At 31.9% G+C, this 24556-nt stretch carries 21 protein-coding genes; all 21 read left to right on the top strand.

The window, feature by feature from the left end:
* Position 1: 1 nt before the first annotated feature.
* The 21 genes from THEXY_RS06520 to THEXY_RS06420 all read left to right on the top strand — a co-directional run bounded on the left by THEXY_RS06520 (position 2) and on the right by THEXY_RS06420 (position 24541).
* Entirely contained in the window at positions 2–226 is a 225-nt protein-coding gene (locus THEXY_RS06520) for a YlzJ-like family protein (protein WP_013788046.1), read from the top strand.
* 79 nt (positions 227–305) lie between these two features.
* A complete protein-coding gene (locus THEXY_RS06515) occupies positions 306–2480 on the top strand; it encodes an FtsK/SpoIIIE family DNA translocase (protein ID WP_013788045.1) in 2175 nt (724 codons plus the stop codon).
* A gap of 75 nt (positions 2481–2555) precedes the next feature.
* Entirely contained in the window at positions 2556–3869 is a 1314-nt protein-coding gene (rimO, locus tag THEXY_RS06510; protein ID WP_013788044.1) for a 30S ribosomal protein S12 methylthiotransferase RimO, read from the top strand.
* Positions 3866–4402, top strand: coding sequence for a CDP-diacylglycerol--glycerol-3-phosphate 3-phosphatidyltransferase (pgsA, locus tag THEXY_RS06505; RefSeq protein WP_013788043.1), 537 nt, complete (start codon positions 3866–3868; stop codon positions 4400–4402). The genes rimO and pgsA overlap by 4 nt, the downstream gene beginning before the upstream one ends.
* Positions 4403–4415: 13 nt before the next feature.
* Complete coding sequence (locus tag THEXY_RS06500; protein WP_013788042.1) at positions 4416–5660, top strand: competence/damage-inducible protein A; 1245 nt, start codon at positions 4416–4418, stop codon at positions 5658–5660.
* Between the two features lie 59 nt (positions 5661–5719).
* Complete coding sequence (recA, locus tag THEXY_RS06495; RefSeq protein WP_013788041.1) at positions 5720–6751, top strand: recombinase RecA; 1032 nt, start codon at positions 5720–5722, stop codon at positions 6749–6751.
* Positions 6752–6791: 40 nt separating this feature from the next.
* A complete protein-coding gene (locus THEXY_RS06490) occupies positions 6792–7391 on the top strand; it encodes a RecX family transcriptional regulator (protein ID WP_013788040.1) in 600 nt (199 codons plus the stop codon).
* Position 7392: 1 nt separating this feature from the next.
* On the top strand, positions 7393–8559 hold the full coding sequence (locus tag THEXY_RS06485; RefSeq protein ID WP_013788039.1) for a DNA double-strand break repair nuclease NurA: 1167 nt from the start codon (positions 7393–7395) through the stop codon (positions 8557–8559).
* Positions 8556–9131, top strand: a complete 576-nt coding sequence (locus THEXY_RS06480) for an HAS-barrel domain-containing protein (RefSeq protein WP_013788038.1) — start codon at positions 8556–8558, stop codon at positions 9129–9131. The genes THEXY_RS06485 and THEXY_RS06480 overlap by 4 nt, the downstream gene beginning before the upstream one ends.
* Positions 9128–10726, top strand: a complete 1599-nt coding sequence (locus THEXY_RS06475) for an ATP-binding protein (RefSeq protein WP_013788037.1) — start codon at positions 9128–9130, stop codon at positions 10724–10726. The genes THEXY_RS06480 and THEXY_RS06475 overlap by 4 nt, the downstream gene beginning before the upstream one ends.
* A gap of 19 nt (positions 10727–10745) precedes the next feature.
* Positions 10746–11966 carry a metallophosphoesterase family protein gene (locus THEXY_RS06470; RefSeq protein WP_013788036.1) on the top strand — a complete coding sequence of 407 codons (1221 nt, stop codon included), beginning with the start codon at positions 10746–10748 and terminating at the stop codon, positions 11964–11966.
* Entirely contained in the window at positions 11967–14528 is a 2562-nt protein-coding gene (locus THEXY_RS06465; protein ID WP_013788035.1) for an AAA family ATPase, read from the top strand.
* A gap of 125 nt (positions 14529–14653) precedes the next feature.
* Positions 14654–16180 carry a ribonuclease Y gene (gene rny, locus THEXY_RS06460; RefSeq protein WP_041592083.1) on the top strand — a complete coding sequence of 509 codons (1527 nt, stop codon included), beginning with the start codon at positions 14654–14656 and terminating at the stop codon, positions 16178–16180.
* Between the two features lie 101 nt (positions 16181–16281).
* Complete coding sequence (locus tag THEXY_RS06455; protein WP_013788033.1) at positions 16282–17061, top strand: TIGR00282 family metallophosphoesterase; 780 nt, start codon at positions 16282–16284, stop codon at positions 17059–17061.
* A gap of 77 nt (positions 17062–17138) precedes the next feature.
* Positions 17139–17399 carry a stage V sporulation protein S gene (locus THEXY_RS06450; protein ID WP_013297863.1) on the top strand — a complete coding sequence of 87 codons (261 nt, stop codon included), beginning with the start codon at positions 17139–17141 and terminating at the stop codon, positions 17397–17399.
* A 50-nt stretch (positions 17400–17449) separates the two neighbouring features.
* Complete coding sequence (locus THEXY_RS06445; RefSeq protein ID WP_013788032.1) at positions 17450–18265, top strand: PHP domain-containing protein; 816 nt, start codon at positions 17450–17452, stop codon at positions 18263–18265.
* Between the two features lie 56 nt (positions 18266–18321).
* Positions 18322–19509 (top strand): pyridoxal phosphate-dependent aminotransferase, encoded by a 1188-nt coding sequence (locus tag THEXY_RS06440; RefSeq protein WP_013788031.1) that lies wholly within the window; start codon positions 18322–18324, stop codon positions 19507–19509.
* Positions 19510–19524: 15 nt separating this feature from the next.
* Positions 19525–20949: an adenylosuccinate lyase gene (gene purB, locus THEXY_RS06435; protein ID WP_013788030.1), complete on the top strand. Its 1425-nt coding sequence runs from the start codon at positions 19525–19527 to the stop codon at positions 20947–20949.
* Positions 20950–20989: 40 nt separating this feature from the next.
* Entirely contained in the window at positions 20990–22285 is a 1296-nt protein-coding gene (gene asnS / locus THEXY_RS06430; RefSeq protein ID WP_013788029.1) for an asparagine--tRNA ligase, read from the top strand.
* Positions 22286–22359: 74 nt separating this feature from the next.
* Positions 22360–23250, top strand: a complete 891-nt coding sequence (spoVK, locus tag THEXY_RS06425) for a stage V sporulation protein K (RefSeq protein WP_013788028.1) — start codon at positions 22360–22362, stop codon at positions 23248–23250.
* A gap of 4 nt (positions 23251–23254) precedes the next feature.
* Positions 23255–24541, top strand: a complete 1287-nt coding sequence (locus tag THEXY_RS06420; protein ID WP_013788027.1) for a methionine gamma-lyase family protein — start codon at positions 23255–23257, stop codon at positions 24539–24541.
* Positions 24542–24556 lie beyond the last annotated feature (15 nt).

Raw genomic sequence — 24556 nt, 5'->3', positions numbered from 1 at the left:
TATGCTATACACTATAATTCCTTACGAGCTCGTCTTTCAAAAGTGTGATGAAATAAAAGACAATTATATTGAAACAAATATAGAAGGAAAAACATTCATTTTAGAAAGAGAAGGTGATAAATACAAAATAATAAGAATGTACTCTACGAATCCAAACGATTATCTAAAAACTAAATACGCACCTGGAACTACAATTGATTTCAAAAAAAATCAAATTGTGCTATAATAGATGTGTTTAACACATCTATTTTTTTGATAAAAAGGATTTTTATATAAAATGTAGAATTAATTATTGGGTGATAATTATGAAATCAAAGACTAAAGAAAAATACAACAATGAAATAGTTGGAATAATTTTGCTTACTTTTTCGATTATTTCTATGATAAGCCTTTATTCTGACAAGACAGGTATAGTAGGGAAAGAATTGGTAATTTTATTGAAAAGTCTTTTCGGCGTAGGTGCGTATGCAATATCGCTATTAATTTTAGTGTATTCATTGTTTCTTTTATTTAAAAATAAGAATTTTTTAGACTATAAAAGAATCATATGTTTGTTAATAACATTTCTGTGTTTTATAAATATGGTTCAGATATATTTTTATGATAATATTGGATATTTTAAAAATTATGTTTTAGATAGCATTAAGCACGGACTAAATGGGTCAGGTGGAGGGATTGTTTCTGCAATAACTGTCTTTGTACTTGTTAAGTTTTTGGGAGTTATAGGAAGTTGGTTGTTTCTGATTTCTACATTAATCATCAGCATCATACTTATTACAGATATATCACTTATTGAAAGCATAAAATCAGTATATAGACAGATGTATAAGCTTATAGAAAAATATAAAAACAAAAAAAAGACATTAGAATTTAATAATGAAAATATACTACGTGACATTGTAGAAAAGCCAGACGAAAAAAAATTATCCAGAAAAAAAATTGCAAATAACGAAGAACAACAATTAAAGATAATACAACCGTACTTAGAAGAAAAAGAGGAAACAGAGGAGAAAAAAGATCAGAGCGAAGATGAAGTCAAAATCTCAAAGATAGAAAATAAAGGAAGAACTTACGAGAATTATATTTATCCACCTATTGAATTGCTTAAAGAAGGTATACCACACCAAAAAGTCAACAATAATTTAATCATAGAAAATGCCAAGAAATTAGAAGAAACGCTTAAAAATTTCGCTATTGATGCTAAAGTAGTGCAAGTCAGCAGGGGGCCAGCTATTACAAGATTTGAATTGCAACCAAGCCCTGGAGTCAAAGTCAGCAGAATAGTCAGTTTAACAGACGACATTGCATTAAGTCTTGCAGCACCTTCCGTTAGGATAGAGGCTCCAATCCCAGGGAAATCTGCAATTGGGATTGAAGTCCCAAATGAAAAAATATCTGTTGTAACACTTAGAGAAGTTATAGACACTAAAAAATTTAGGGAAAGCAAGTCCGATCTAACAATAGGATTAGGGAAAGACATTGCTGGAAACATAGTTATAGCTGATTTATCAAAAATGCCTCATTTATTAATTGCTGGTGCTACTGGCTCAGGCAAAAGTGTTTGCATTAACACTTTAATTGTGAGTTTGTTGTACAAAGCTTCACCTGATAAAGTTAAAATGATTTTAATAGATCCTAAAGTTGTTGAATTGAATATTTACAATGGCATACCGCATTTGCTAACGCCGGTTGTTACAGATCCTAAAAAAGCCGCTGGCGTCCTTAATTGGGCAGTAAATGAAATGACAGAAAGATATAAAGCATTTGCAGAAAACAATGTAAGAGATATTGAAGGGTATAATAAAATCCATGGCATTGATACAATGCCTAAGATAGTCGTTATTGTAGATGAATTATCAGATCTCATGATGGTTTCACCAGCAGAAGTTGAAGAATACATATGTAGACTGGCCCAAATGGCAAGAGCTGCAGGTATATATTTAGTAATTGCTACACAAAGACCATCAGTAGATGTTATAACTGGCGTCATAAAGGCAAATATACCATCTAGAATTTCTTTTGCTGTTTCATCACAAATAGACTCAAGAACTATTTTAGACATGTCTGGTGCCGAGAAATTGCTAGGAAAGGGAGACATGCTTTATTACCCGATTGGCGAATCCAAACCAATTCGAGTGCAAGGTGCATTTATTTCAGATAAAGAAGTTGAAGAAATCGTAAATTTCTTAAAGTCAAATGCTAATGAGCCAAAATATGAAGAAATAATCGTCGAGTCAAAAAGTACATTAAACAAAGAAATAGAAGAAGATGAATTGATGAATGATGCAATTAAAGTAATTGTAGAAACTGGACAAGCTTCCATATCTATGCTGCAAAGAAGGCTTAGGATAGGCTATGCAAGAGCCGCAAGAATAATAGATCAGATGGAGCAAAAAGGAATAATAAGTGGATACGACGGCTCTAAACCAAGGCAAATATTGCTATCAGAAGAAGAAATAAAAAGAATAATAAACGGTTAATATTTCTTTACAATGTGGTTTATATGGTATATACTTTTCTTTGTAAATACAAAAAAGTTAAGGAAGGAGCTTCAAATGGTAAATGTCGGAATAATATCTCTTGGATGTGCGAAAAATATCGTTGATTCAGAGAAAATGTTAGGAATAATAAAGAAAAAAGGATTTAATATAGTAAATAATGAAAATGATGCTGACGTTTTGATTATAAATACATGTGGATTCATCGAAAGTGCAAAAAGAGAATCTATCGATTATATACTGGAAATGGGCAAATTGAAGAAAAAGAGATTAAAATCTTTAATTGCATCTGGATGCTTATCAGAAAGATATAAAGATGAACTTTTGGAAAGTCTTCCTGAATTAGATGCTGTAATAGGTACTGGCGATTTTTTAAAAATTGCAGATGTAATTGAAGATACATTGAAGGGAAAGCGAATCTTAGAATATGGGCATGCAAACGAATTGGACGATAAAGACTCACCGAGAATATTAAGCACGCCAAAACATTACGCGTATTTGAAAATCTCAGAAGGATGCAATAATAAGTGTTCATTCTGCATCATACCAAAATTGAGAGGGCGTTACAGAAGCGTCAAAATAGAAGATTTGCTCAATGAAGCAAAAATGTTAGCTGAGAATGGTGTCAAAGAGTTAATATTGATTGCTCAAGATACCACAAAGTATGGCATTGATATCTACAATAAATACATGTTGCCAACTTTATTGAGAAAGTTGGCAAATATAAATGGAATAAAATGGATTAGAATACTGTATGCATATCCAGACAGTATTACAGATGAACTTATTGATGAGATAAAGACAAATGAAAAAGTGCTAAAGTATATAGATATACCGTTGCAACATTCAAATGATGAAGTTTTAAGACGAATGAAAAGAAATACAACGAGAAAAAAGATTGAAGATACAATTGAAAAGCTTAAGTCTATTCCTGGAATGATAATTAGAACAACGTTTATTGTTGGTTTTCCAGGGGAGACAGATGATGAATTCGACGATTTAAAAAAATTTATTGTAGAAAAAAAGTTTAATAAATTAGGTGTATTCACATATTCCAGAGAGGAAGATACTGAAGCTTATGATATGCAAAATCAAATATCAGAACAAATTAAGCAAAAAAGATATAATGAAATAATGCTTTTGCAAAAGAATATATCACTTGAATATAATAAGAGATTAATTGGCAGTGAATTTGAAGTAGTGGTAGAAGGACAAAAAGATGGACTTTATTATGGAAGAAGCTATATTGATGCCCCAGATATCGATGGAATAACGTTTTTTAAGTCAAATAAGAAGTTAAACATTGGCGATTTTGCTAAGGTTAAGATCACAAAAGCTTTTGATTATGATCTAATGGGGGAGTTGTTGTGAACGCAGCAAATAAGATTACAATTGCAAGATTGATTTTAGTTCCTTTTTTTATAATTGTAATGTTGTCAGGAATTAAATACTCAAATATAATTGCGGCTTCTTTATTTTTAGTTGCATCATTGACTGACAAGTTAGATGGATATATTGCAAGAAAATACAATCAAATTACGAATTTAGGCAAGTTTATGGATCCTCTTGTGGATAAAATAATGGTTTCATCTGCTTTAATTGTCTTAATACAGTTAAACCGTATACAAAGTTGGATCGTCATAGTTATTCTTTGCAGGGAATTTATAATAACTGGATTAAGAGCAGTCGGAGCAGATAAAGGCATTGTAATTGCAGCCAGCAATCTTGGTAAATATAAGACGACATTTCAAATCATAGCTATAATATCGCTGATGCTAAATAATTATCCATTTGAATATGTGTTTTTCCCATTTTCAACTATAGCTGTGTACTTAGCGTTGTTTTTTACAGTTTATTCTGGAATTGATTATGTTGTGAAATGTAGAAACATAATTTTAGGATGAGAAGGTGCATTTTATGAAATGTGAGATAATATCTGTTGGCACAGAGCTTCTTCTAGGGCAAATTGTGAACACAAATTCAAAATTTATATCTGAGATGCTTACTACACTTGGAATAGATGTTTATTTTCAAACCAATGTAGGTGACAATAAAAGCAGACTTTTAGAGTGCCTTAAAATTGCTTCAGAACGTTCTGATTTGATAATTTTAACAGGCGGTTTAGGACCAACAATTGACGATTTAACAAAAGAAACTGTTGCTGAGTTCTTTTCATTAAGGCTTGTTGAAGACATTGATACAAAGCTTAAAATTCAATCATACTTTAAAAGGTCAAAGAGAAATCTAACCCAAAATAATTACAAGCAGGCTTTATTCCCGGAAGGGGCTAAAATTTTACCAAATGACAATGGTACAGCTCCTGGTTTCATTATAGAAAAAAACAAAAAGATAGTAGTTGTTTTACCTGGTCCACCATCAGAATTAATACCTATGTTTAAAAACTATGTATATTCATATCTAAAACCTTTAAGCGATGAGATAATTGTTTCTAAAGTCATAAAGATGTTTGGTATTAGTGAATCACAGGTTGATGAGATGGTAAATAATTTGCTTGTGTCACATAATCCTACTGTTGCTCCACTTGTTGGAAATGGATTTGTCACGTTGAGAATAACTGCAAAATCAGATGATCCTCTAAAAGCAAAATACATGATTGATGAATATGAAAAAAATATAAGAGAGCTTTTAGGCGAATACATTTTTGGAGCAGATGATGATACATTGGAATCTGTGGTTTTAAACTTATTAAAAACAAAAAAACTTACACTTTCTACTGCTGAATCATGTACGGGTGGATTGTTATCTGAAAAAATCACTGATATACCAGGTGCGTCTGAAGTATTTAAATTTGGAACTATAACGTACAGTAATGAGTCAAAAGAAGGAATTTTAGGTGTATCTAAAAGCACCATAGAAAAATATGGAGCAGTCAGTGAAGAGACTGCGAGGGAAATGGCTGTCAATGTAAAAAATATTGCAAAAACAGATTACGGTATATCTATTACAGGTATAGCCGGCCCCAGCGGTGGTACAATTACTAAACCTGTTGGCTTAGTCTATATAGGTTTAGCATATAAAGATACGGTATACATAAAAAAAATAATTTCAAATGGAGATAGAGGTAAGATAAGATTAAATTCTGCCATGAATGCTTTAGATATGCTTAGAAGACATTTAAGCGGTTTAAAAATTGACTATTGAATGTTACTAATATATAATTGAATTATGAATATTGCCGAATTTTGGCGGGAGGAGAAATTATGATAGAAAAACAAAAAGCCCTTGACATGGCCATAAGCCAAATTGAAAGACAGTTTGGGAAAGGCTCCATAATGAGACTTGGCGATAATAGCAAGCTTAATATCGATGTGATTTCTACTGGCTCTATAGATTTAGACATAGCTTTAGGAGTTGGAGGAGTTCCAAGGGGAAGAATAATAGAAATATTTGGTCCAGAGTCTTCAGGCAAGACGACAATTGCATTACATATATTAGCTGAGGCGCAGAAATTGGGAGGCACAGGTGCTTTTATAGATGCTGAACACGCTTTAGATCCTGTGTATGCTAAAAATGTAGGTGTCAAAATAGATAATTTGCTGGTTTCTCAACCGGATACTGGTGAACAGGCTCTTGAAATTGTCGAAGCTTTGGTTCGAAGTGGCGCTGTAGATGTGATTGTTATTGACTCTGTAGCTGCTCTCGTGCCGAAAGCAGAGATAGATGGAGACATGGGCGATGCACATGTTGGACTTCAAGCAAGGCTTATGTCGCAAGCTTTAAGAAAGTTATCTGGTGTTATAAGCAAAACAAAATCTGTAGCTGTATTTATAAATCAGTTGAGAGAAAAAGTTGGTGTAATGTTTGGAAATCCCGAAACGACACCTGGTGGAAGGGCATTAAAATTTTATTCTACAATTCGTCTGGATGTAAGAAAAGTGGATGGTATAAAACAAGGTAATGATATTGTAGGAAACAGAACTCGGGTAAAAGTCGTAAAAAATAAGGTTGCGCCACCTTTTAAACAAGCAGAATTTGACATTATGTATGGAGAAGGTATATCAAGAGAAGGAAGTATTTTAGATTTGGCTGCAAGTATCGATATAATTGACAAAAGTGGCGCATGGTATTCATATGGTGACATAAGACTTGGACAAGGCAGAGAAAATGCAAAACAGTATTTGAAAGAAAATAAAGCAATTGCTGATGAGATAGAAAACAAAATCAGAGAAAATTTTAATCTTTTGGTAACAACAAAAAAATCTATCATCGATGATGAAGTTGAACAAGATTAGTAACCCTGTAGAGGGTTATTTTTCTATAAAAGGTGATTGAATGAAGATAACAAATATAGAAAAACAGAAAAACGATAATATGCGATTTAACGTTTATATAGATGATAAATACGCTTTTTCAGTTTCTTACGAAGAAAAAGAAATGTTTAAGTTAGAAAGCGGCGTTGAAATTGACAAAGAACAATATAATTATTATGTAAACTACTTGGTATTTAAAAATGCATATAACGATGCTATTAGAATTCTATCTTATGCTATGAAAACAAAAAAAGAGCTATGTGAGAAACTGCGCTTAAAAGGATATAGCGATTCTGTAATTAGTGATGTCATAAATAAGCTTATAGATTTGCATTATTTGGATGATGAGTATTACGCAGAGGTATATGTAAAAGAAAAGAAAGAGCGCCTTTTCAGCAAGTATAGGATTTACAATGAACTTATAAGAAAGGGAATAGAACCTTCTTTAATTGAGATTAAACTTTGTGAACTATATGATAATGAAGTAGAAGTAATTCAAAAATTAATTAGAAAAAAAAGTGTTTCCTCCAATGATAAGTTAAAAATCAAAAATTATCTATACAGAAAGGGATTTAAAATCGAAGATATAAATAAAGTCCTCTCAGATGAGGAGGTTTATTAAATTGTTAAATAGTTCTAAGTTGATTCCTTTGCTTAATGCATTAATAAGCAGCGAAAAAAGTATGCTTAATAATATATCAAATGATTTAAAGAATGCAATCAATGAATTTAATAAAGCTAAAGGTGTTGAGGATGAACTTGTAAAAAAGATAAAATCCAGCAAAACATCTTGGTTAACTGCAATTCCGCTTGAAAGTTTAAATAGCACAAATTTTGTCAGCGATATTATAAAAGACTACAGTGTACTTGCAGTGGATGGCTCACAAATTATGCCTGATAGACATGAAATCAGATTGTGCTATTTAATAAATATAGGTTATGTAATATTTACCTATGGTGAAGATTCAGGTGCAGAATTAAAATCTGAACCGTATCTGTATTTTAAGGAAGAAGATTTATTTAAGGAATATGCAGGTGTTAAAGCTTTAGTTACTCCTAAGGATATAACATTTAAGAGAACAATAATGGAGTATAAAAAAATTTCCGAATGTATCTCTAAAATAAAGAGCAAAAATAAGATAGCGTTCGTTGATGGGACACTGATAGAATGGATGGTACAGGGGGAACCTGATGAACAGAATATAATCGATAGTGTTCTTGCGACTTTTGATTATGCACAAAAATCTGATACACCTATAGTCGGTTATATAAGTTCTCCAAAAAGCAACGATTTTATAAATATGTTGCGTATATCGCTGTGTCCACAAGATCCAGTAAATTGTAGCAATTGCCCATATTTGAAAAATGATAAAGAATTACCTTGTAGTGTCATAAACAAGTTAAACGATGCTGATCTTTTTTTGAAAATACTTAATGAAGGAGAAAGATCTCCGTTGTTCCTAAGCACATCCCATATTTTAGAAAACTATGGTCAGCACAAAATTGCATTTTTTTATTTAAATACAGGAAATGAAATTGCACGAATAGAGATTCCATACTGGGTTGCAACCGATAGAAGAAATTTAGATTTAGTTCATTTTATATGTTATGATCAAGCCAAAAAAGGAAATGGGTATCCAATATCACTGTCAGAAGCACATGAACAAGCTGTTGTTACTGGCGCAGATAGGGAACAATTCTATAATATTTTTTCGAACTTATATGTAAGAAGCGGCTTGAAAGTATCTCGATCGTATAAATCGCAAAGGAAAAGGAGTAGTATTCTATGAATCAGAATCATATAGGTGAAGTCATAGAAACCAGTACGCAGAAATTTTTGTGTCAATCGATAAAATTAAATGATGGTCCTGATTTTGGAAGTTTTGTAAAAACAACATCAAACGATATAACTATATATGGAATTGTATATAATGTCTCTACAATGAGCGATGACCAAAGTAGAAAACCAGTAGCTTTTGGATTGTCTGAAGAAGAGTTGAAAATGCAGCAGCCACAAATTTTTGAATTAATGCACACGTATTTTGAAGTGCAAATAATTGGATATAAAAAAGACAGATACATTGGATTAATTCCACCTAAACCAGCTAAAATACATGCTTTTACATATCTATGCGATGAAAGTGATTTAAAATGTATAAGGGAAAATCTCAATTATATAAAGTATATATTAAATAGCAAAACAGGGATTGAAGATGAATTAATAGCAGCAGCCATAAGGAATTTATATTCTCACGATTCTGATGAAAAAACATATTTGATTGAAGTTGGCAAAGAGTTGATAAGATTGTTAAAGAATGATTTTGACAGGTATGTGACCATAAAAAGGATGTGTAATATATGAAAGGGAAAATTTTTAGAGGATCTATTTCATCTGGTTTAGATGTTAAACTTATAGGTGACAGCATTATAGAAGATGTTAAGGTTGGCAATTTTATAGTAGTAACCGGCAAGAAAAACAAATATTTATGCATGGTAACCGATATAAAGTATGAAGCTGTTAATCCTCAAATAATGATCAGTGGAACAGATTTTGACAGTGAAATAGATGAGAAAATAATAGAAGGTACAGGAGTATACGGTGTTGTCACATTGTCACCTATGATACAAATAGATGAAAGCAAAAATCCTTTAACAGTAAAATCGATACCTTCTTATGGTTCTTATGCATTAGATGCAGATAAAGAAGATATATATGCTGTTTTCGGAGAACCATCAGAAGAAAATTTTTACATCGGTACACCGCCTGAAATGGATACACCAATTTGTATTAATTTAAAAAGGTTAGTAGAAAGAAGCACAGGTATTTTTGGCCGAGCTGGAACTGGAAAAACGTATTTGACGCGGTTATTGTTGTCTGGTTTAGTAAAATCAAATTTAGCAGTTAGTCTTATTTTTGATGCTCATAATGAATATGGTTATGGTGCAAAAAGCGAAAATAGCGGCTATGTAAAAGGGCTAAAGCAATTATTCGGAAGTAAAGTTGCAATATTTACTTTAGATAGAGAATCTTCTTTGAGGAGACAGGTACCTATTGATGGCGTTTTAAACATTGCCTACAATCAAATAACTCCGGATGATATTTTGTTGCTTAATTCCATGTTGAATCTAAATACTACAGCAATTGAAAGTATTTATCAAATAATGAAAAGGGAAGGTGACAATTGGCTGTATAATTTCCTTAATATAGATGCTTCGGAAATTGATGAATATGCATTAGATATAGGTGCTAATGCCAGTTCTCTTCAAGCTTTAAGAAGAAAGTTGGAGAGATTTACGAAGCTTCCTTTTTTGATGGAAGTTGTCCCTAACGATTGTATAAAACAAATAATGGATTACTTGCAAAATGGTATAAATGTCGTTGTTGAATTTGGAAATGTGTCAACATTGGGTTATATGCTTGTAGCGAATATCATAACAAGGCATATACATGATATGTATGTAAAAAAATCTGAGGAAGCTATAGCTAATAACGGAAAAGGTCCCATACCTTTAATCATCACAATAGAAGAAGCTCACAGATTTTTAGATCCTTCAATTTCTAAAGAGACTACTATGGGAGAAATAGCAAGGGAAATGCGGAAATACAATGTGACTTTATTGATTGTAGACCAGAGGACATCCCAAATTGATTCAGAGGTAATGTCTCAAATTGGGACAAAGATTACTTGTCGATTAGAGGATGATAACGACATTAATTCGTTTTTATCTGGTGTAAATAATGCATCGAAATTGAGAAATGTATTAGCAAGTCTTGACCAAAAGCAACAGGCTTTAATATTGGGACATGCTGTACCTATGCCTGTTGTGATTAAAACGAGAAACTACGACCAAGAATTTTATAAAGATATTTCGACTTACGATGATTCTGATTTTATAAATAAACCATTTTTAGAATTGATGGAAAAAGAAAAAATCGATGAGCTATTTCCAGACTGATTAGAAGAAGGTGAAACAAATGATAAATATTGCACATACAGCAGATATTCATATTGGAATAGAGAATTACGGTATTATAAACAAAAAAACAGGATTAAATACTAGATTAGAAGATTTTCTAAATGCGTTTGATCGGTTTGTAGATTATTCTATAGAGAATTGTGACATAGCAGTTATTTCAGGCGATATGTACAAATCCAGGGAACCTAATCCTACTCAGCAAAGAGAACTGGCAAAAAGAATAAAACGTCTTTCAGAACATATTCCTGTTGTTATAAACAACGGAAACCATGACCAACCAAATTCTGATTCGAAAGCAAGGGCTTTTGATATATATAAAATTTTAGATGTAAAGAACGTATATGTAGCCAACAAACCTGATATTTTTCTTATTGAAACTAAGAATGGTCCATTGCAAGTTGCGTGTCTTCCGTATTTTCCTAAAAGTTTTCTTTTGAAACTTGAAGAAAGCAAAAATTTAAGTATAAATGAGATAAACAAAAAAATGATTGAAAAAATAAATACTATCATTGATATTCTTACGGCAAAACTTGATCCTTCTATACCATCAATTTTATCAGCTCATGTATCCGTAACAGGAGCTATCACCAGCAGTGAAAAAAGCATTATGATTGGAGATGAAGTTGTTGTACCAATAAGCGTAATTGCTAGACCGCAATACAAATACATTGCATTGGGTCATATACATAAATATCAAGTAGTATGGGATATGCCACTTGCCGTATACAGTGGCAGTATAGAGAAAATAGATTTTGGGGAAGAAAGAGACGAAAAAGGTTTCTGTCACGTCATTATCGATGGACAGAATGTTACACATAAGTTTATCACTACGAATTCCAGGCAGTTTAAAACTATCAATATCGAAATAAAAGATGATTCTTATCCTACTGAAGAAATATTAAAAGCAGCTAAAAAATACGATTTAAAAGAGTCAATTGTCAGACTAAACTTAAAAATCACAAAGGATATCGATAAACACATCAGGTACAGAGAAATAAGCAAATATTTTAATGAAAATTCTTATTATTTTGTTGGCATAAAAAAAGAATTTGATGCTGATAAAGGTGCTTTAAGAAATCCTGAAATAAATGAACAGCTTAATCCAATTGACGCTCTATCGAAATATTTTTTGTCTGTTGATTTAGATGTTGATAAAGATGAACTTCTAAAAAGAGCTTCCCTCTTATACAAAGAACTAATAGAAGAGGTGAACAAATAAATGGTTCCAATAAGGCTTACGTTGAAGAATTTTATGTCATATTCTGAAAACGAAGTAATGGATTTTACAAGATTTCATATTGCTGCAATTACAGGTAAAAATGGGAATGGTAAATCATCACTTTGGGATGCTATAACATGGTGTATTTGGGGAAGAGCTAGAGGTTTAGATGGTGCTGGTAGAGGCAGTGATGATCTTATAAGAATTGGTGCTGATGAGATGGAAGTAGAATTCATATTCAAAATAAATAATACTAAATATCGAATTCTAAGAAAGAAAAAAAGAAATTCAAGTTCCATCCTTGAATTTCATATAATAGGAGATGATGGAACATTAAAATCATTGACTCAAGAAAGATTAGAAGATACAAGAGACAAAATTGAAAGCACTATCATGTTAGATTATGATACTTTTGTTGCTTCATCTTTCATGCCACAAAACAAGTATGGCTTTTTTTCTGAGGCTGATTCGACAAAAAGAAAGGAGATATTTTCTGAGGTCCTGGGCTTAGATATATACGATAGATTGCAGGAGAAAGCTAAAATAAAGCGCAATGAATACGAGAAAAAGGTAAATATTATAGATGAACAATTGAAACTGTATATGAATGAAGTAAAAGATAAAAATGAGTTAGTTTACAAAAGAGATGAACTTTTAAAAAAATGCAGTGAAAAAAAATGCGAAATTGACAGGTTGAGCATTGATTTAAACGAATTAGATGAAAAAAAACGCTACATGGATGATAACATAATAAAATACAATGAATATAGTGAAAGAATAAAGTTTAACGAAAAAGTAATCTCAGAATACAAGATTATGATGGAGGATATGAAAAATAAAATAAATGAAGTAAATAATCTTTTGAAGGATGAAAGTGAAATCCTTGAAGGATATAATACATTTAAATTTGTAAAAGAACAGCTAAAAGAGCTTGAAAAAAAATATACTGATTTTAATCAGCTTGAAAGAGAAAAAATCCAAATTGAAACTAACATAAATATATTGAGAAAAGAAACTCAGTTGGAACTAAAGAATTTACAATTTAAATACAATGATACTTTACTAAGGTACAATGAAATAGAAAATAATGTTTCAAAATTACGTGAATTGGAAAAAGGCCTACAGGAAATTGATAATTTACAAGAAAAAATAAAATTAAACGATGAAGAAATTCAAAAATCTACTCAAAAAATAGCTGAATATAAAGTTCAACTGGACAATTTTAATAAAAAGACGGAAGAACTTAAAGAAAACTACAAAGCAATATTGCAAACTGGTGCAAAATGTCCATTGTGTAATTCACCGCTTGATGAAAATAAAAAAAGCGGTTTGCTGAATGATATCAAAAAAGAAATAAATGATATATCAAATAAGATATATGCAATAAAAGATGAAATTTTAAAAGAGCAAAACAATATAAGATTTTTAAAAAAAGAACGAGAAAATCTGTTGATGCTTCAAAATAAACGGGAAAAGTTAATAGCTAACATAGATTCACTTAAAAATGCTATTGCTGAAAAAGAAAGCTTATTAAATCTACTAAACGAATTAAAGAAAAAAATTGACGATGTTAATAATTATTTGGCAAATGAATCTTTTGCTTCTGCTGAAAAAGATAAATTGTCAGATGTTGAAACTAAATTAAAAAATTTAAACTTTTCAATTGAGCTTTATGAAAATATAAAGAATAAATATGAATTATATAGAGACTTTGAAAAAAAATATGAAAGACTTTGTATTTCAAAAAAAAATCTATCTGATTATCAGAATACATATCAAAGTTATAAAAAGACAATAGAAGTTTATTCAGAATATCTAAACAAAGACAAAGAAATGTTGGAGTTTTTCAAATCACAGCTTGTTGGTTATGATAATTTGTTAGATGACATAAAAAAAATAAAACAAAAAATGGATATTGTTAACAATGAATATCTGGAACTAAATGCCAGTTTAACATCTATTGTTGACCAACTGAATAGGTTAGAAATTTTAGAGAAAAAAATTGTCGATTTAAATAAAGAAAGGGATGTTTATCTATCCGAAATACATTATTACGAAATATTGGAGAAAAGTTTTAGCAAAAAGGGTATACAAGCGTTAATTATAGAAAATGCATTGCCGGAATTTGAAGATACTGCCAACAATTTTTTATCTAAATTATCAGATGGAAAGATGTATGTAAGTCTAGTAACTCAAAAAATTAACAAAAATGGCTCTGTACAAGAAACGCTTGATATAGAAATTTCGGATGAGTTGGGAAAAAGAAAATACGAGCTTTTTAGCGGTGGAGAAGCCTTTAGGATCAATTTTGCGTTGAGAATCGCCTTGTCAAAATTTTTATCAAGAAGAGCAGGTGTTAATTTACAAACCTTAATAATAGACGAAGGCTTTGGGTCTCAAGATGTCCTTGGACGTCAAAATATTATTGACGTATTGAATATGATAAAAGATGAATTTGAATTAGTCTTAGTAATAACGCATATTGATGAACTTAAAGAAAGTTTTCCATACTCAATAGAGATTACGAAAGATGAAAATGGTTCACATATAGTTTATCCTTAAGCTCTGAGTCCGCAATATAGAAAGGATGCTAAGCTAACTTGACATAATTTTGAAATAGGAATAAAATATAAAATGAGTATCAACAAAGGAGGTGTAGGCATATTAACAATATTAGTCCAATATTTATAGCAGTAATTGCATTAATAGCCATAGCAATTGGTCTTTTTGCAGGATATTTCATACGAAAATTTATTGCAGAATCCAAAATAAAAAGCGCTGAAGAATTAGCTAAAACTATTTTGGAAAATGCAAAAAAAGACGGTGAAAATAAAAAAAGAGAGTTGCTTTTGGAAGCAAAGGAAGAAATTCATAGACAACGAACTGATCTCGAAAAGGAAGTCAGGGATCGTAGAGGCGAACTTCAAAGAATGGAAAGACGTTTAATCCAAAAAGAAGAGTCTCTTGACAGAAGAGCTGAAACATTAGAACAAAAAGATGCAATGATTGAAAAGAAACAAAAAGAAATAAGCGATTTGGAAGAAGAAATTAAAATAATGCATCAAAAAGAAGTTGAGGAATTAGAAAGAATATCCGAATTAACCAGAGAAGAAGCCAGAAATATTTTATTAAACGATGTTAAAAACGAAATATCACATGAAGCTGCTTTAATGATAAAGGAAATTGAAGCTAAAGCAAAAGAAGAAGCAGAAAGCAAAGCAAGGGAAATAGTTGTTACTTCAATTCAACGATGTGCTGTTGATCATGCAGCTGAAACAACTGTTTCGGTAGTAGCATTGCCTAACGATGAAATGAAAGGAAGAATCATAGGACGTGAAGGCAGGAATATTAGAACCTTAGAGACGTTAACAGGTATTGATTTGATAATTGATGACACACCTGAAGCGGTAGTTATATCAGGATTCGATCCAATACGGCGTGAAATCGCCCGTATAGCTTTAGAAAAATTAATTGAAGATGGAAGAATACATCCAGCCAGAATTGAAGAAATGGTGGAAAAAGCTAGAAAAGAAGTTGATAATGTCATTATTAAAGCTGGAGAAGAAGCGACTTTTGAAGTTGGTGTTCACGGAATTCACCCTGAATTGATAAAATTGCTTGGAAGATTAAAGTTTAGGACAAGTTATGGGCAGAATGTTTTGAAGCACTCCATAGAAGTTGCTCATTTAGCAGGGCTTATGGCCTACGAACTTGGTGCCGACGCAAATATAGCCAAAAGAGCCGGATTGTTGCATGATATAGGAAAGGCAGTAGACCATGAAGTTGAAGGTCCGCATGTAATGATAGGGGCCGATCTTGCAAAAAGATATCACGAGTCAAACGAAGTCATTCATGCTATAATGGCACATCACAATGATGTTGAACCTCAGACGGTAGAAGCAGTTTTAGTTCAGTCAGCAGATGCCATATCTGCAGCAAGACCTGGTGCAAGACGTGAGACACTTGAAGCGTATTTAAAAAGATTAAATAAATTAGAGGAAATTGCTAATTCATTTGATGGTGTTGAAAAATCGTATGCTATACAGGCTGGCAGAGAAATAAGAATAATAGTAAAACCAGAAATCATAAATGATGAAACTACGATCATGTTAGCAAGAGAAATTACTAAGAAGATCGAGGAAGAATTAGAATATCCTGGTCAAATTAAGGTTATAGTAGTTAGGGAAACTGTTGCAGTTGATTATGCTAAATAAATTTGAAATAAAGCGTGCATATGCACGCTTTTCGATTTATAATTATAATTATCAATTATAGTAGTATAATAATATTATGTTGTAAATGAACGGAGGTTTATATGAATACGCTCATAATAGGTGATATTGTTGGAAGAATCGGAAGAAATATACTGAAAGATAAATTGCGACAATTAATTGAAGAAAATAATATTAATTTGGTCATTGCAAATGCTGAAAATGCTGCAGGTGGAAATGGCATAACACGAAAAGTTGCCGATGAACTTTTTGAAATGGGAATATCGGCTTTAACTATGGGTAACCATGTTTGGGATCAAAAAGAAATTTTTAATTTTATCTATGAAGAAAGAAGAATTGTAAGACCTGCAAATTATCTTCCTAACACCCCTGGAAGAGGTTCTTCTTTGCTTAACATAAACAATGTAAAAATCGGAATTATCAATTTGCAAGGGACAGTGTTTATGCCATGTAATAACAATCCTTTTTTTGTTGCTGATGAAGAAATTAAAATGTTAAAAGAACATACAAACATAATAATTGTTGACTTTCATGCTGAAGCCACATCAGAAAAAATAGCTTTAGGTTATTACTTAGATGGGAAAGTATCATGCGTGTATGGGACACATACACATGTTCAAACGGCAGATGAAAAAATATTGCCAGGTGGCACCGGATATATAACTGATGTGGGAATGACTGGTCCATACGATTCTGTTTTGGGAATGGACAAAGATAAGATAATAAAAAAATTTACATCTTCTTTGCCTGTTAAATTTGATATTGCAAAAGGCCCAGCTCAAATAAATGGATTGGTAATAAAAATAGATGAATCTACAGGAAAATGTATTGATATTTACAGAATAAACAAAAATTATATATAAGTTTCAATTTAGAAGGATTTTTAATTTTTTTGTAGAATATAGATAATGTATTCGATATATTAAAAGGGGGATATATGATGGAGGTTTTAAAGGTCTCAGCAAAGTCTAATCCAAATTCAGTAGCAGGTGCACTAGCTGGTGTACTCAGAGAACGCGGTGGAGCAGAAGTACAAGCAATTGGAGCAGGTGCATTAAATCAAGCAATAAAAGCAGTAGCTATAGCAAGAGGTTTTGTTGCACCTGGTGGTATCGATTTAATTTGTATACCAGCCTTTACAGACATTGAAATCGATGGAGAAGAACGAACAGCCATTAAGTTGATCGTAGAGCCAAGATGAACAACCTGCAAAACAGGTTGTTTTTAGTTTAACATTAGGAGTGAAAATAAATGTTTGCTGACTTGCACATACACACTACTAAATCAGATGGAACACATAAACCAAAAGAAGTAGTACACTTGGCAAAAAAAGCCGGTTTGAGTATTATTGCTATTACAGATCATGATACATTGGAAGGCATTGATGAAGCAATACATGTCTCAAAATTTTTCGACGTAGAAATAATCCCTGGGATTGAGCTTAACTCATATGATGGAAAGCAAGACGTACACATACTTGGATATTTTATCGATCACAATAATGAAGATTTTTTAAGAAGATTGATAGAGATTAGAGATTCTAGAATTTCTCGTTCAAAACTTATGATTCAAAAGCTTAATGAAATTGGTGTTAACATAAATTATGATGATGTACTAAAATACACTAAAGAATCTTATATAGGACGACCTCATATTGCAAGAGCTATAGTTGAGGCAGGTTATTCAAAAAGCGTAAAAGAAGCTTTCGACAGATATATTGGTGAAGGACAACCAGCATATGTTGAGAGATATAGGCTTCATCCATTTGAATCAATTAAGATGATAAAAAATATTGGTGGCATACCTGTATTGGCGCATCCAGGTCTTCTTAAAGATAAAAAGATCATTAATCATCTTATTAAAAATGGTTTAAAGGGAATCGAAGTTTATCATTCAAAACATGATGAGAAGGATATAGAGTTTTTTAAAGATTTTGCGATAGAAAATAATTTATTAATAACCGGTGGTTCAGATTTTCATGGAATTGATATAGATGGAAGATATTTATTGGGTACAGTAAAGCTTGATTACAAATATGTGTTAAAACTTAAAGAAAGTATTAAATAGTAGAAATAATATCAAAAATAAGTTAAAATAATAGATATACTGTAGGAGGTGGAAATATGAGATTATCGGACAAGGCTCTTAGCATTAGTCCTTCACTGACATTAGATATTACCGCCAAAGCAAATAGAATGAGAAAATCAGGAATAAATGTGATTGGTTTTGGAGCAGGAGAACCTGATTTTGATACACCTGATTATATAAAAGAAGCAGCAATTAGTGCTATAAAAGAAGGTTACACAAAATATACACCTACTTCAGGTATTTTGGAGCTAAAAGAAGCAATAGTACAAAAGTTAAAAAGAGACAATAATTTATCTTATGATGTTTCTCAAATAGTAGTTTCAAATGGTGCTAAACAGGCAATATTTAATACATTATGTGCCATATTAAATCAAGGTGACGAAGTCATAATTCCTTCTCCTTATTGGCTTAGCTATCCTGAAATGGTTAAGTTAGCTGGCGGTGTTCCAGTTTTTATTGATACTGCAGAAAGCAATAATTTTAAAATTACTGCAACGCAATTAGAAGAAGCAATAAGCGATAAGACAAAAGCAATTATTATAAATAGCCCAAATAATCCTACTGGGGCAGTTTATAATGAAGAGGAATTGAAAAATATAGCATCTTTAGCTGTAAAACATAATATTTATGTGATTTCTGATGAAATTTATGAAAAGTTAATTTACAACGGAAAACATGTCAGCATTGCTTCTTTTAATGAAGAAATAAAAAACTTGACAATTATAATAAATGGTATGTCAAAAGCTTATTCAATGACAGGATGGAGGATTGGATATTCTGTATCAAATCCTGAGATCGCAAAACTAATTAACAATATTCAAAGTCATACTACATCAAATCCTAATACGATAGCTCAATATGCCAGTGTTACGGCACTAAATCAAGGCGATGATACTATCAAAACTATGGTTGTTGAATTTAAGAGAAGACGGGATTACATGCTTCAAAGAATAAATAAAATAGATGGTTTAAAGGCTATCCCACCAGATGGAGCATTTTATATAATTATCAATATCAGTAATTTTATTGGGACTGAAATAGATGAAACAAAAATAAATGGTTCAATTGCTTTTGCTAATTTTCTTTTAGAAAAAGCTAAAGTTGCTGTAATACCATGTCTTCCATTTGGCAATGATAATTATATTAGAGTTTCGTATGCAACATCGATGAAAAATATTGAAGAAGGCTTTAATAGAATAGAAAACTTATTAACAAATTTTTAGAAATCGGAGGTAATTATGTCAAATCTATATGAAAATCCATTGATAACACGTTATGCAAGCAAAGAAATGTCTCAAATATTCTCAGATGATGAAAAATTCAAAACTTGGAGAAAGCTATGGATCGCTTTAGCAAAAAGCGAAAAAGAATTAGGGCTTAATATCACCGATGAACAAATAGAAGAGATGGAGAAACATGTTGAAGATATAAATTACGAAGATGCTAAGAGGTTGGAAAAAGAACTACGTCACGATGTCATGGCACATATTAGAGCATATGGTATGCAGTGTCCAAAGGCAAAGCCGATTATACACTTAGGAGCAACATCTGCTTTTGTGGATGATAATACAGATATTATACTTATGTATAAAGGATTCCAGATAATCAGAAAAAAATTGCTTAAGCTAATTGAGATACTTTCAGATTTTGCATTAAAATATAAAGATGTACCTACATTGGGTTTTACTCACTTTCAACCAGCTCAGTTGACAACTGTCGGGAAAAGAGCTACTCTATGGATTCAAGATTTGATATTTGACTACGAAGATCTTGAATATAGGCTTAAAAATATAAAGCTAAGAGGCGTAAAAGGAACAACAGGAACACAGGCAAGTTTCATGGAGTTGTTTAATGGTGACGAAGAAAAAGTAAAACTGCTTGATAGGCTTGTAGTAGAAAAGATGGGCTTTGACAAATCGTTTGACGTAACTGGTCAAACTTACACAAGGAAGTATGACTTTTTGCTTCTTTCTGTTTTGAGTGAAATAGCTCAAAGTGCACACAAATTTAGCAATGATATAAGATTGTTGCAGCATTTAAAGGAAATAGAAGAACCATTTGAAGAAAAACAAGTAGGCTCATCAGCAATGGCATATAAAAGAAATCCTATGAGATCTGAAAGGATAGCATCGCTTTCCAGATACGTTATTACGGCACTGCTTAATTCATCAATTACATCATCTTCACAATGGTTTGAAAGAACACTTGATGATTCTGCCAATAGAAGAATCGTAATACCAGAGATGTTTCTCGCAACTGATGCTATTTTAAATTTATATTTAAATGTCGCATCTGGATTACAGGTGAATACCAAAATAATTAACAAGCATGTCATGAATGAACTGCCATTTATGGCTACTGAATCAATTTTAATGGAATGCGTTGTAAAAGGTGGAGATAGACAAGAATTGCATGAAGTCATACGTGAAAATTCGCTAAAGGCCCAAGAAATTATTAAAAACGGTGGAGAAAATCAGCTATTAGATTTGTTAAAAAAAGATGAAAGAATAATCTTGTCAGACACAGAGATTAATGATATTATAAATCCTATCAAATTTACTGGAAGAGCTATCAATCAGACGGTAGAATACATAGAGAATGTGGTTAAACCGTTGCTTAATGCAAATCGCATTGAAGACGTAGAAGTCAGTATAGAAGTATAAAAATAATTATGTTATAATTTACGTGATAGGAGGCGTAAATATGAATCTGATAAAAATAAAAGAAATGAAAGATCATGTGGGGGAAGAAGTTACAATTAATGGATGGCTGTACAATAAAAGATCCAGCGGAAAAATTAAATTTTTAATAATACGAGATGGATCTGGATTTGTTCAGGGCATAGTTGTAAAAAATGAAGTAGACGAAAATGTCTTTGAACTTTGCGACAAATTAACACAGGAGTCTTCTATATCAGTTTCTGGCATTGTGAGAAAAGATGAAAGATCTCCATTCGGTTTCGAACTTACAGTCAAAAATATAGATTTAATACAAATGGCTTTTAATGATTATCCTATTTCATTAAAAGAACATGGAGTAGATTTTTTATTAGACAATAGACACCTTTGGATCAGAACACCGAGACAGCAGGCAATTTTGTCTATTCGCCATGAAGTTATAAAGTCAATACAAGAGTTTTTAAATAATAATGATTTTGTAAGAATTGACTCGCCAATCATAACACCATCTACTTGTGAAGGAACTTCAGACCTTTTTCAAATAGATTATTTTGGTGAAAATGCTTATCTTTCACAAACTGGTCAGTTGTATCAAGAAGCTGCTGCCATGGCATTAGGTAAAGTGTACAGCTTTGGTCCAACATTTAGAGCTGAAAAATCAAAAACAAGAAGACACTTAAATGAGTTTTGGATGGTTGAGCCTGAAATGGCTTTTGTCGATCATTATGCCAATATGGAAGTTCAAGAAAAGTTGGTAGAATACATAGTTCAATCTGTATTAGAAAACTGTTCAAGGGAATTAAAAGAACTTGGAAGAGATCTAAGTAAGCTGGAAAAAATCAAAACTCCTTTTCCTCGATTGACATACGATGAAGCAATTGAGCTTTTGAATAAAAATGGATATGAGATTCAATGGGGGAATGATTTGGGCTCGCCAGATGAGACATTCTTGTCAAATCAATTTGATAAACCTGTCTTCATAACTGAATATCCTGCCAAATGCAAAGCCTTTTACATGCAACCGAAAGAAGATAGACCTGAAGTAGTGCTATGTGCAGATTTGCTTGCACCTGAAGGCTATGGGGAGATTATTGGAGGCAGTCAGCGTATTCACGATTATGATTTGTTAGTAAAAAGACTGAAAGAAGAAAATTTGCCTATTGATATGTACGATTGGTATCTTGATTTACGAAAATATGGCACTGTACCACATTCCGGCTTTGGACTTGGTATAGAGAGAACAGTTGCATGGATAACTAATACAGAACATGTGAGAGAATGTATACCATTTCCAAGAACACTGTCCAGAATTCGCCCATAATAAACAGTATGAACATTTCACATCCCAATATCATAAAATAGTATTAGCGAAAAATGTATTGGGATGTGATTGTCATGAGTATATGGTCTGTAAACTTTGAAAATTATAAGATTGACAAAAAGACAAAATCTGATGACAATAAAAATATAGAAAAAGATAAAAACCTCGAAATAGAAGCATTAAAAGAGTTAAACTCTTTAATTGGTCTTAACAAAGTAAAACAAATAATAAACGAGTTATATGCTTTAGAGCAAGTTCAAATTAAGAGGAAAAATGCAGGATTAGTTACAGATCCCATAGTTTTACATATGGTGTTTAAGGGGAATCCTGGTACTGGAAAGACAACCGTTGCAAGAATATTGGGTAAACTTTTAAAAGGCATTGGAGTCCTTAACAAAGGACATGTCGTAGAAGTGGAAAGAGCCGACTTAGTTGGCGAATACATAGGACATACGGCTCATAGAGTACAAGAAAATGTAAAAAAAGCATTAGGTGGAATACTATTTGTCGATGAAGCTTATTCCTTGGCAAGGGGTGGAGAAAAGGACTTTGGTAAAGAGGCGATTGATACTTTAGTCAAAGCAATGGAAGATTACAAAGATCAGTTTGTCTTGATTTTGGCAGGTTATAGAGATGAAATGGAATATTTTCTAAACACAAACCCAGGTTTAAGATCTAGATTTCCTATACAAATTGATTTTCCTGACTACACTATAGATGAATTGTTACGGATTGCGGAATTAATGACAAAGAATAGGCAATACGTACTAACAGATAGCGCAAAAAGAAAAATAATGAAAGTTTTAATTAATGACAACACTACAAGAGAAATAGGCAATGCGAGGTTGGTTAGAAACATAATTGAAAGAGCTATAAGAAAACAAGCTGTAAGAGTAATAAATAAAAAAACAATAACAAAAGACGATTTGATGATAATTGATTCTATTGATATTAGAGAGGATTGAGAATATGTCGGAAAACATACTTGAAGGAAAATTTAACATCTCTAAAGATGTTATTTTTTTGCTTGAAAAGGCAGAAAATGATGTTGAAGAGGAGTTTAAAAAAATTGACAAGATCGTAGAAAAAAATCAATATAAAGTATTGTACGCAATGCAAAAGAATCATTTGAGCGATATACATTTTAATGGAACAACAGGATATGGTTATGGCGACATAGGAAGAGATACAATAGAAAAAATATATTCTGACATATTTAACACACAAGACGCCTTAGTAAGGCCTCAAATAGTTTCTGGAACACATGCCATATCTTTATGCCTTTATGGTGTATTAAGACCAAATGATGAGCTAATATCGGCTTGTGGAACACCGTATGATACTCTTAATGATATAATAGGGAAGGGAAGCAATAGAAACAATGGTTCTCTTACAGATTTAGGAATTATATACAAAGAAATCCCTCTTTTAAAAAATGGGAAAATTGACGTAGAAAAACTTATAAGCGAAGTTTCAAGTAAAACCAAAATGGTTATGATACAGAGATCAAAAGGATATGACTTTAGGTATTCACTTTCTATTGGTGATATTGAATTTGTGATTAAAAAGTTGAAAGGCAAAAATAAAGATATAATTGTATTTGTAGACAATTGTTATGGTGAATTTACAGAGGATTTAGAACCAACAGACGTTGGAGCAGATCTGATTGCAGGCTCTTTGATAAAAAATCCTGGGGGTGGTATATCTCCTACAGGTGGTTATGTTGCAGGAAAGAAAGAGCTTGTTGAAAAAGCAGCATACAGATTATTTGCACCTGGGATAGGGAAGAAGGTAGGCCCTACATTGAATACAAATCGTTTAACATTAGAAGGATTATTTTTTTCACCTTTAATTGTTGGCAATGCATTGAAAGGAGCTATAATTTTAGCTAAAATAATGGAAACACTGGGATATGAAGTTTTGCCGAGATTCAATGATTTGAGAACAGATATTGTACAGGCAATTAGATTTAAAACAAAAGAAGAGTTGATTACTTTCATTCAAAGCATTCAAAAAGGTTCTCCTGTTGATTCACATGTAGTTCCCGAACCATGGGATATGCCAGGATATGATGATCAAGTCATTATGGCTGCAGGTGGATTTATTCAAGGTTCATCTATTGAATTAAGTGCTGATGCTCCTATTAGGAAACCATATACAGCTTATGTACAAGGGGGGTTATCATATTATCAAGTAAAGCTTAGCCTTATGATTGCAATAAGCAATATGATAGAGAAAGGATTCATCAAAATCTAAATTTAAGAAAGCTCA

It is taken from the genome of Thermoanaerobacterium xylanolyticum LX-11 (genome assembly GCF_000189775.2).
GTDB lineage: Bacteria > Bacillota > Thermoanaerobacteria > Thermoanaerobacterales > Thermoanaerobacteraceae > Thermoanaerobacterium > Thermoanaerobacterium thermosulfurigenes.
This window is presented reverse-complemented; position numbering and strand designations above follow the sequence as displayed.

What these genes read in the sequence shown, in the direction of transcription:
- THEXY_RS06520 (WP_013788046.1), top strand. Translation starts at nt 2, where the DNA reads ATGCTATACACTATAATTCCTTACGAGCTCGTCTTTCAAAAGTGTGAT.
- THEXY_RS06515 (WP_013788045.1), top strand. Translation starts at nt 306, where the DNA reads ATGAAATCAAAGACTAAAGAAAAATACAACAATGAAATAGTTGGAATA.
- rimO (WP_013788044.1), top strand. Translation starts at nt 2,556, where the DNA reads ATGGTAAATGTCGGAATAATATCTCTTGGATGTGCGAAAAATATCGTT.
- THEXY_RS06500 (WP_013788042.1), top strand. Translation starts at nt 4,416, where the DNA reads ATGAAATGTGAGATAATATCTGTTGGCACAGAGCTTCTTCTAGGGCAA.
- recA (WP_013788041.1), top strand. Translation starts at nt 5,720, where the DNA reads ATGATAGAAAAACAAAAAGCCCTTGACATGGCCATAAGCCAAATTGAA.
- THEXY_RS06490 (WP_013788040.1), top strand. Translation starts at nt 6,792, where the DNA reads ATGAAGATAACAAATATAGAAAAACAGAAAAACGATAATATGCGATTT.
- THEXY_RS06480 (WP_013788038.1), top strand. Translation starts at nt 8,556, where the DNA reads ATGAATCAGAATCATATAGGTGAAGTCATAGAAACCAGTACGCAGAAA.
- THEXY_RS06475 (WP_013788037.1), top strand. Translation starts at nt 9,128, where the DNA reads ATGAAAGGGAAAATTTTTAGAGGATCTATTTCATCTGGTTTAGATGTT.
- THEXY_RS06470 (WP_013788036.1), top strand. Translation starts at nt 10,746, where the DNA reads ATGATAAATATTGCACATACAGCAGATATTCATATTGGAATAGAGAAT.
- THEXY_RS06465 (WP_013788035.1), top strand. Translation starts at nt 11,967, where the DNA reads ATGGTTCCAATAAGGCTTACGTTGAAGAATTTTATGTCATATTCTGAA.
- THEXY_RS06455 (WP_013788033.1), top strand. Translation starts at nt 16,282, where the DNA reads ATGAATACGCTCATAATAGGTGATATTGTTGGAAGAATCGGAAGAAAT.
- THEXY_RS06450 (WP_013297863.1), top strand. Translation starts at nt 17,139, where the DNA reads ATGGAGGTTTTAAAGGTCTCAGCAAAGTCTAATCCAAATTCAGTAGCA.
- THEXY_RS06445 (WP_013788032.1), top strand. Translation starts at nt 17,450, where the DNA reads ATGTTTGCTGACTTGCACATACACACTACTAAATCAGATGGAACACAT.
- THEXY_RS06440 (WP_013788031.1), top strand. Translation starts at nt 18,322, where the DNA reads ATGAGATTATCGGACAAGGCTCTTAGCATTAGTCCTTCACTGACATTA.
- purB (WP_013788030.1), top strand. Translation starts at nt 19,525, where the DNA reads ATGTCAAATCTATATGAAAATCCATTGATAACACGTTATGCAAGCAAA.
- asnS (WP_013788029.1), top strand. Translation starts at nt 20,990, where the DNA reads ATGAATCTGATAAAAATAAAAGAAATGAAAGATCATGTGGGGGAAGAA.
- spoVK (WP_013788028.1), top strand. Translation starts at nt 22,360, where the DNA reads ATGAGTATATGGTCTGTAAACTTTGAAAATTATAAGATTGACAAAAAG.
- THEXY_RS06420 (WP_013788027.1), top strand. Translation starts at nt 23,255, where the DNA reads ATGTCGGAAAACATACTTGAAGGAAAATTTAACATCTCTAAAGATGTT.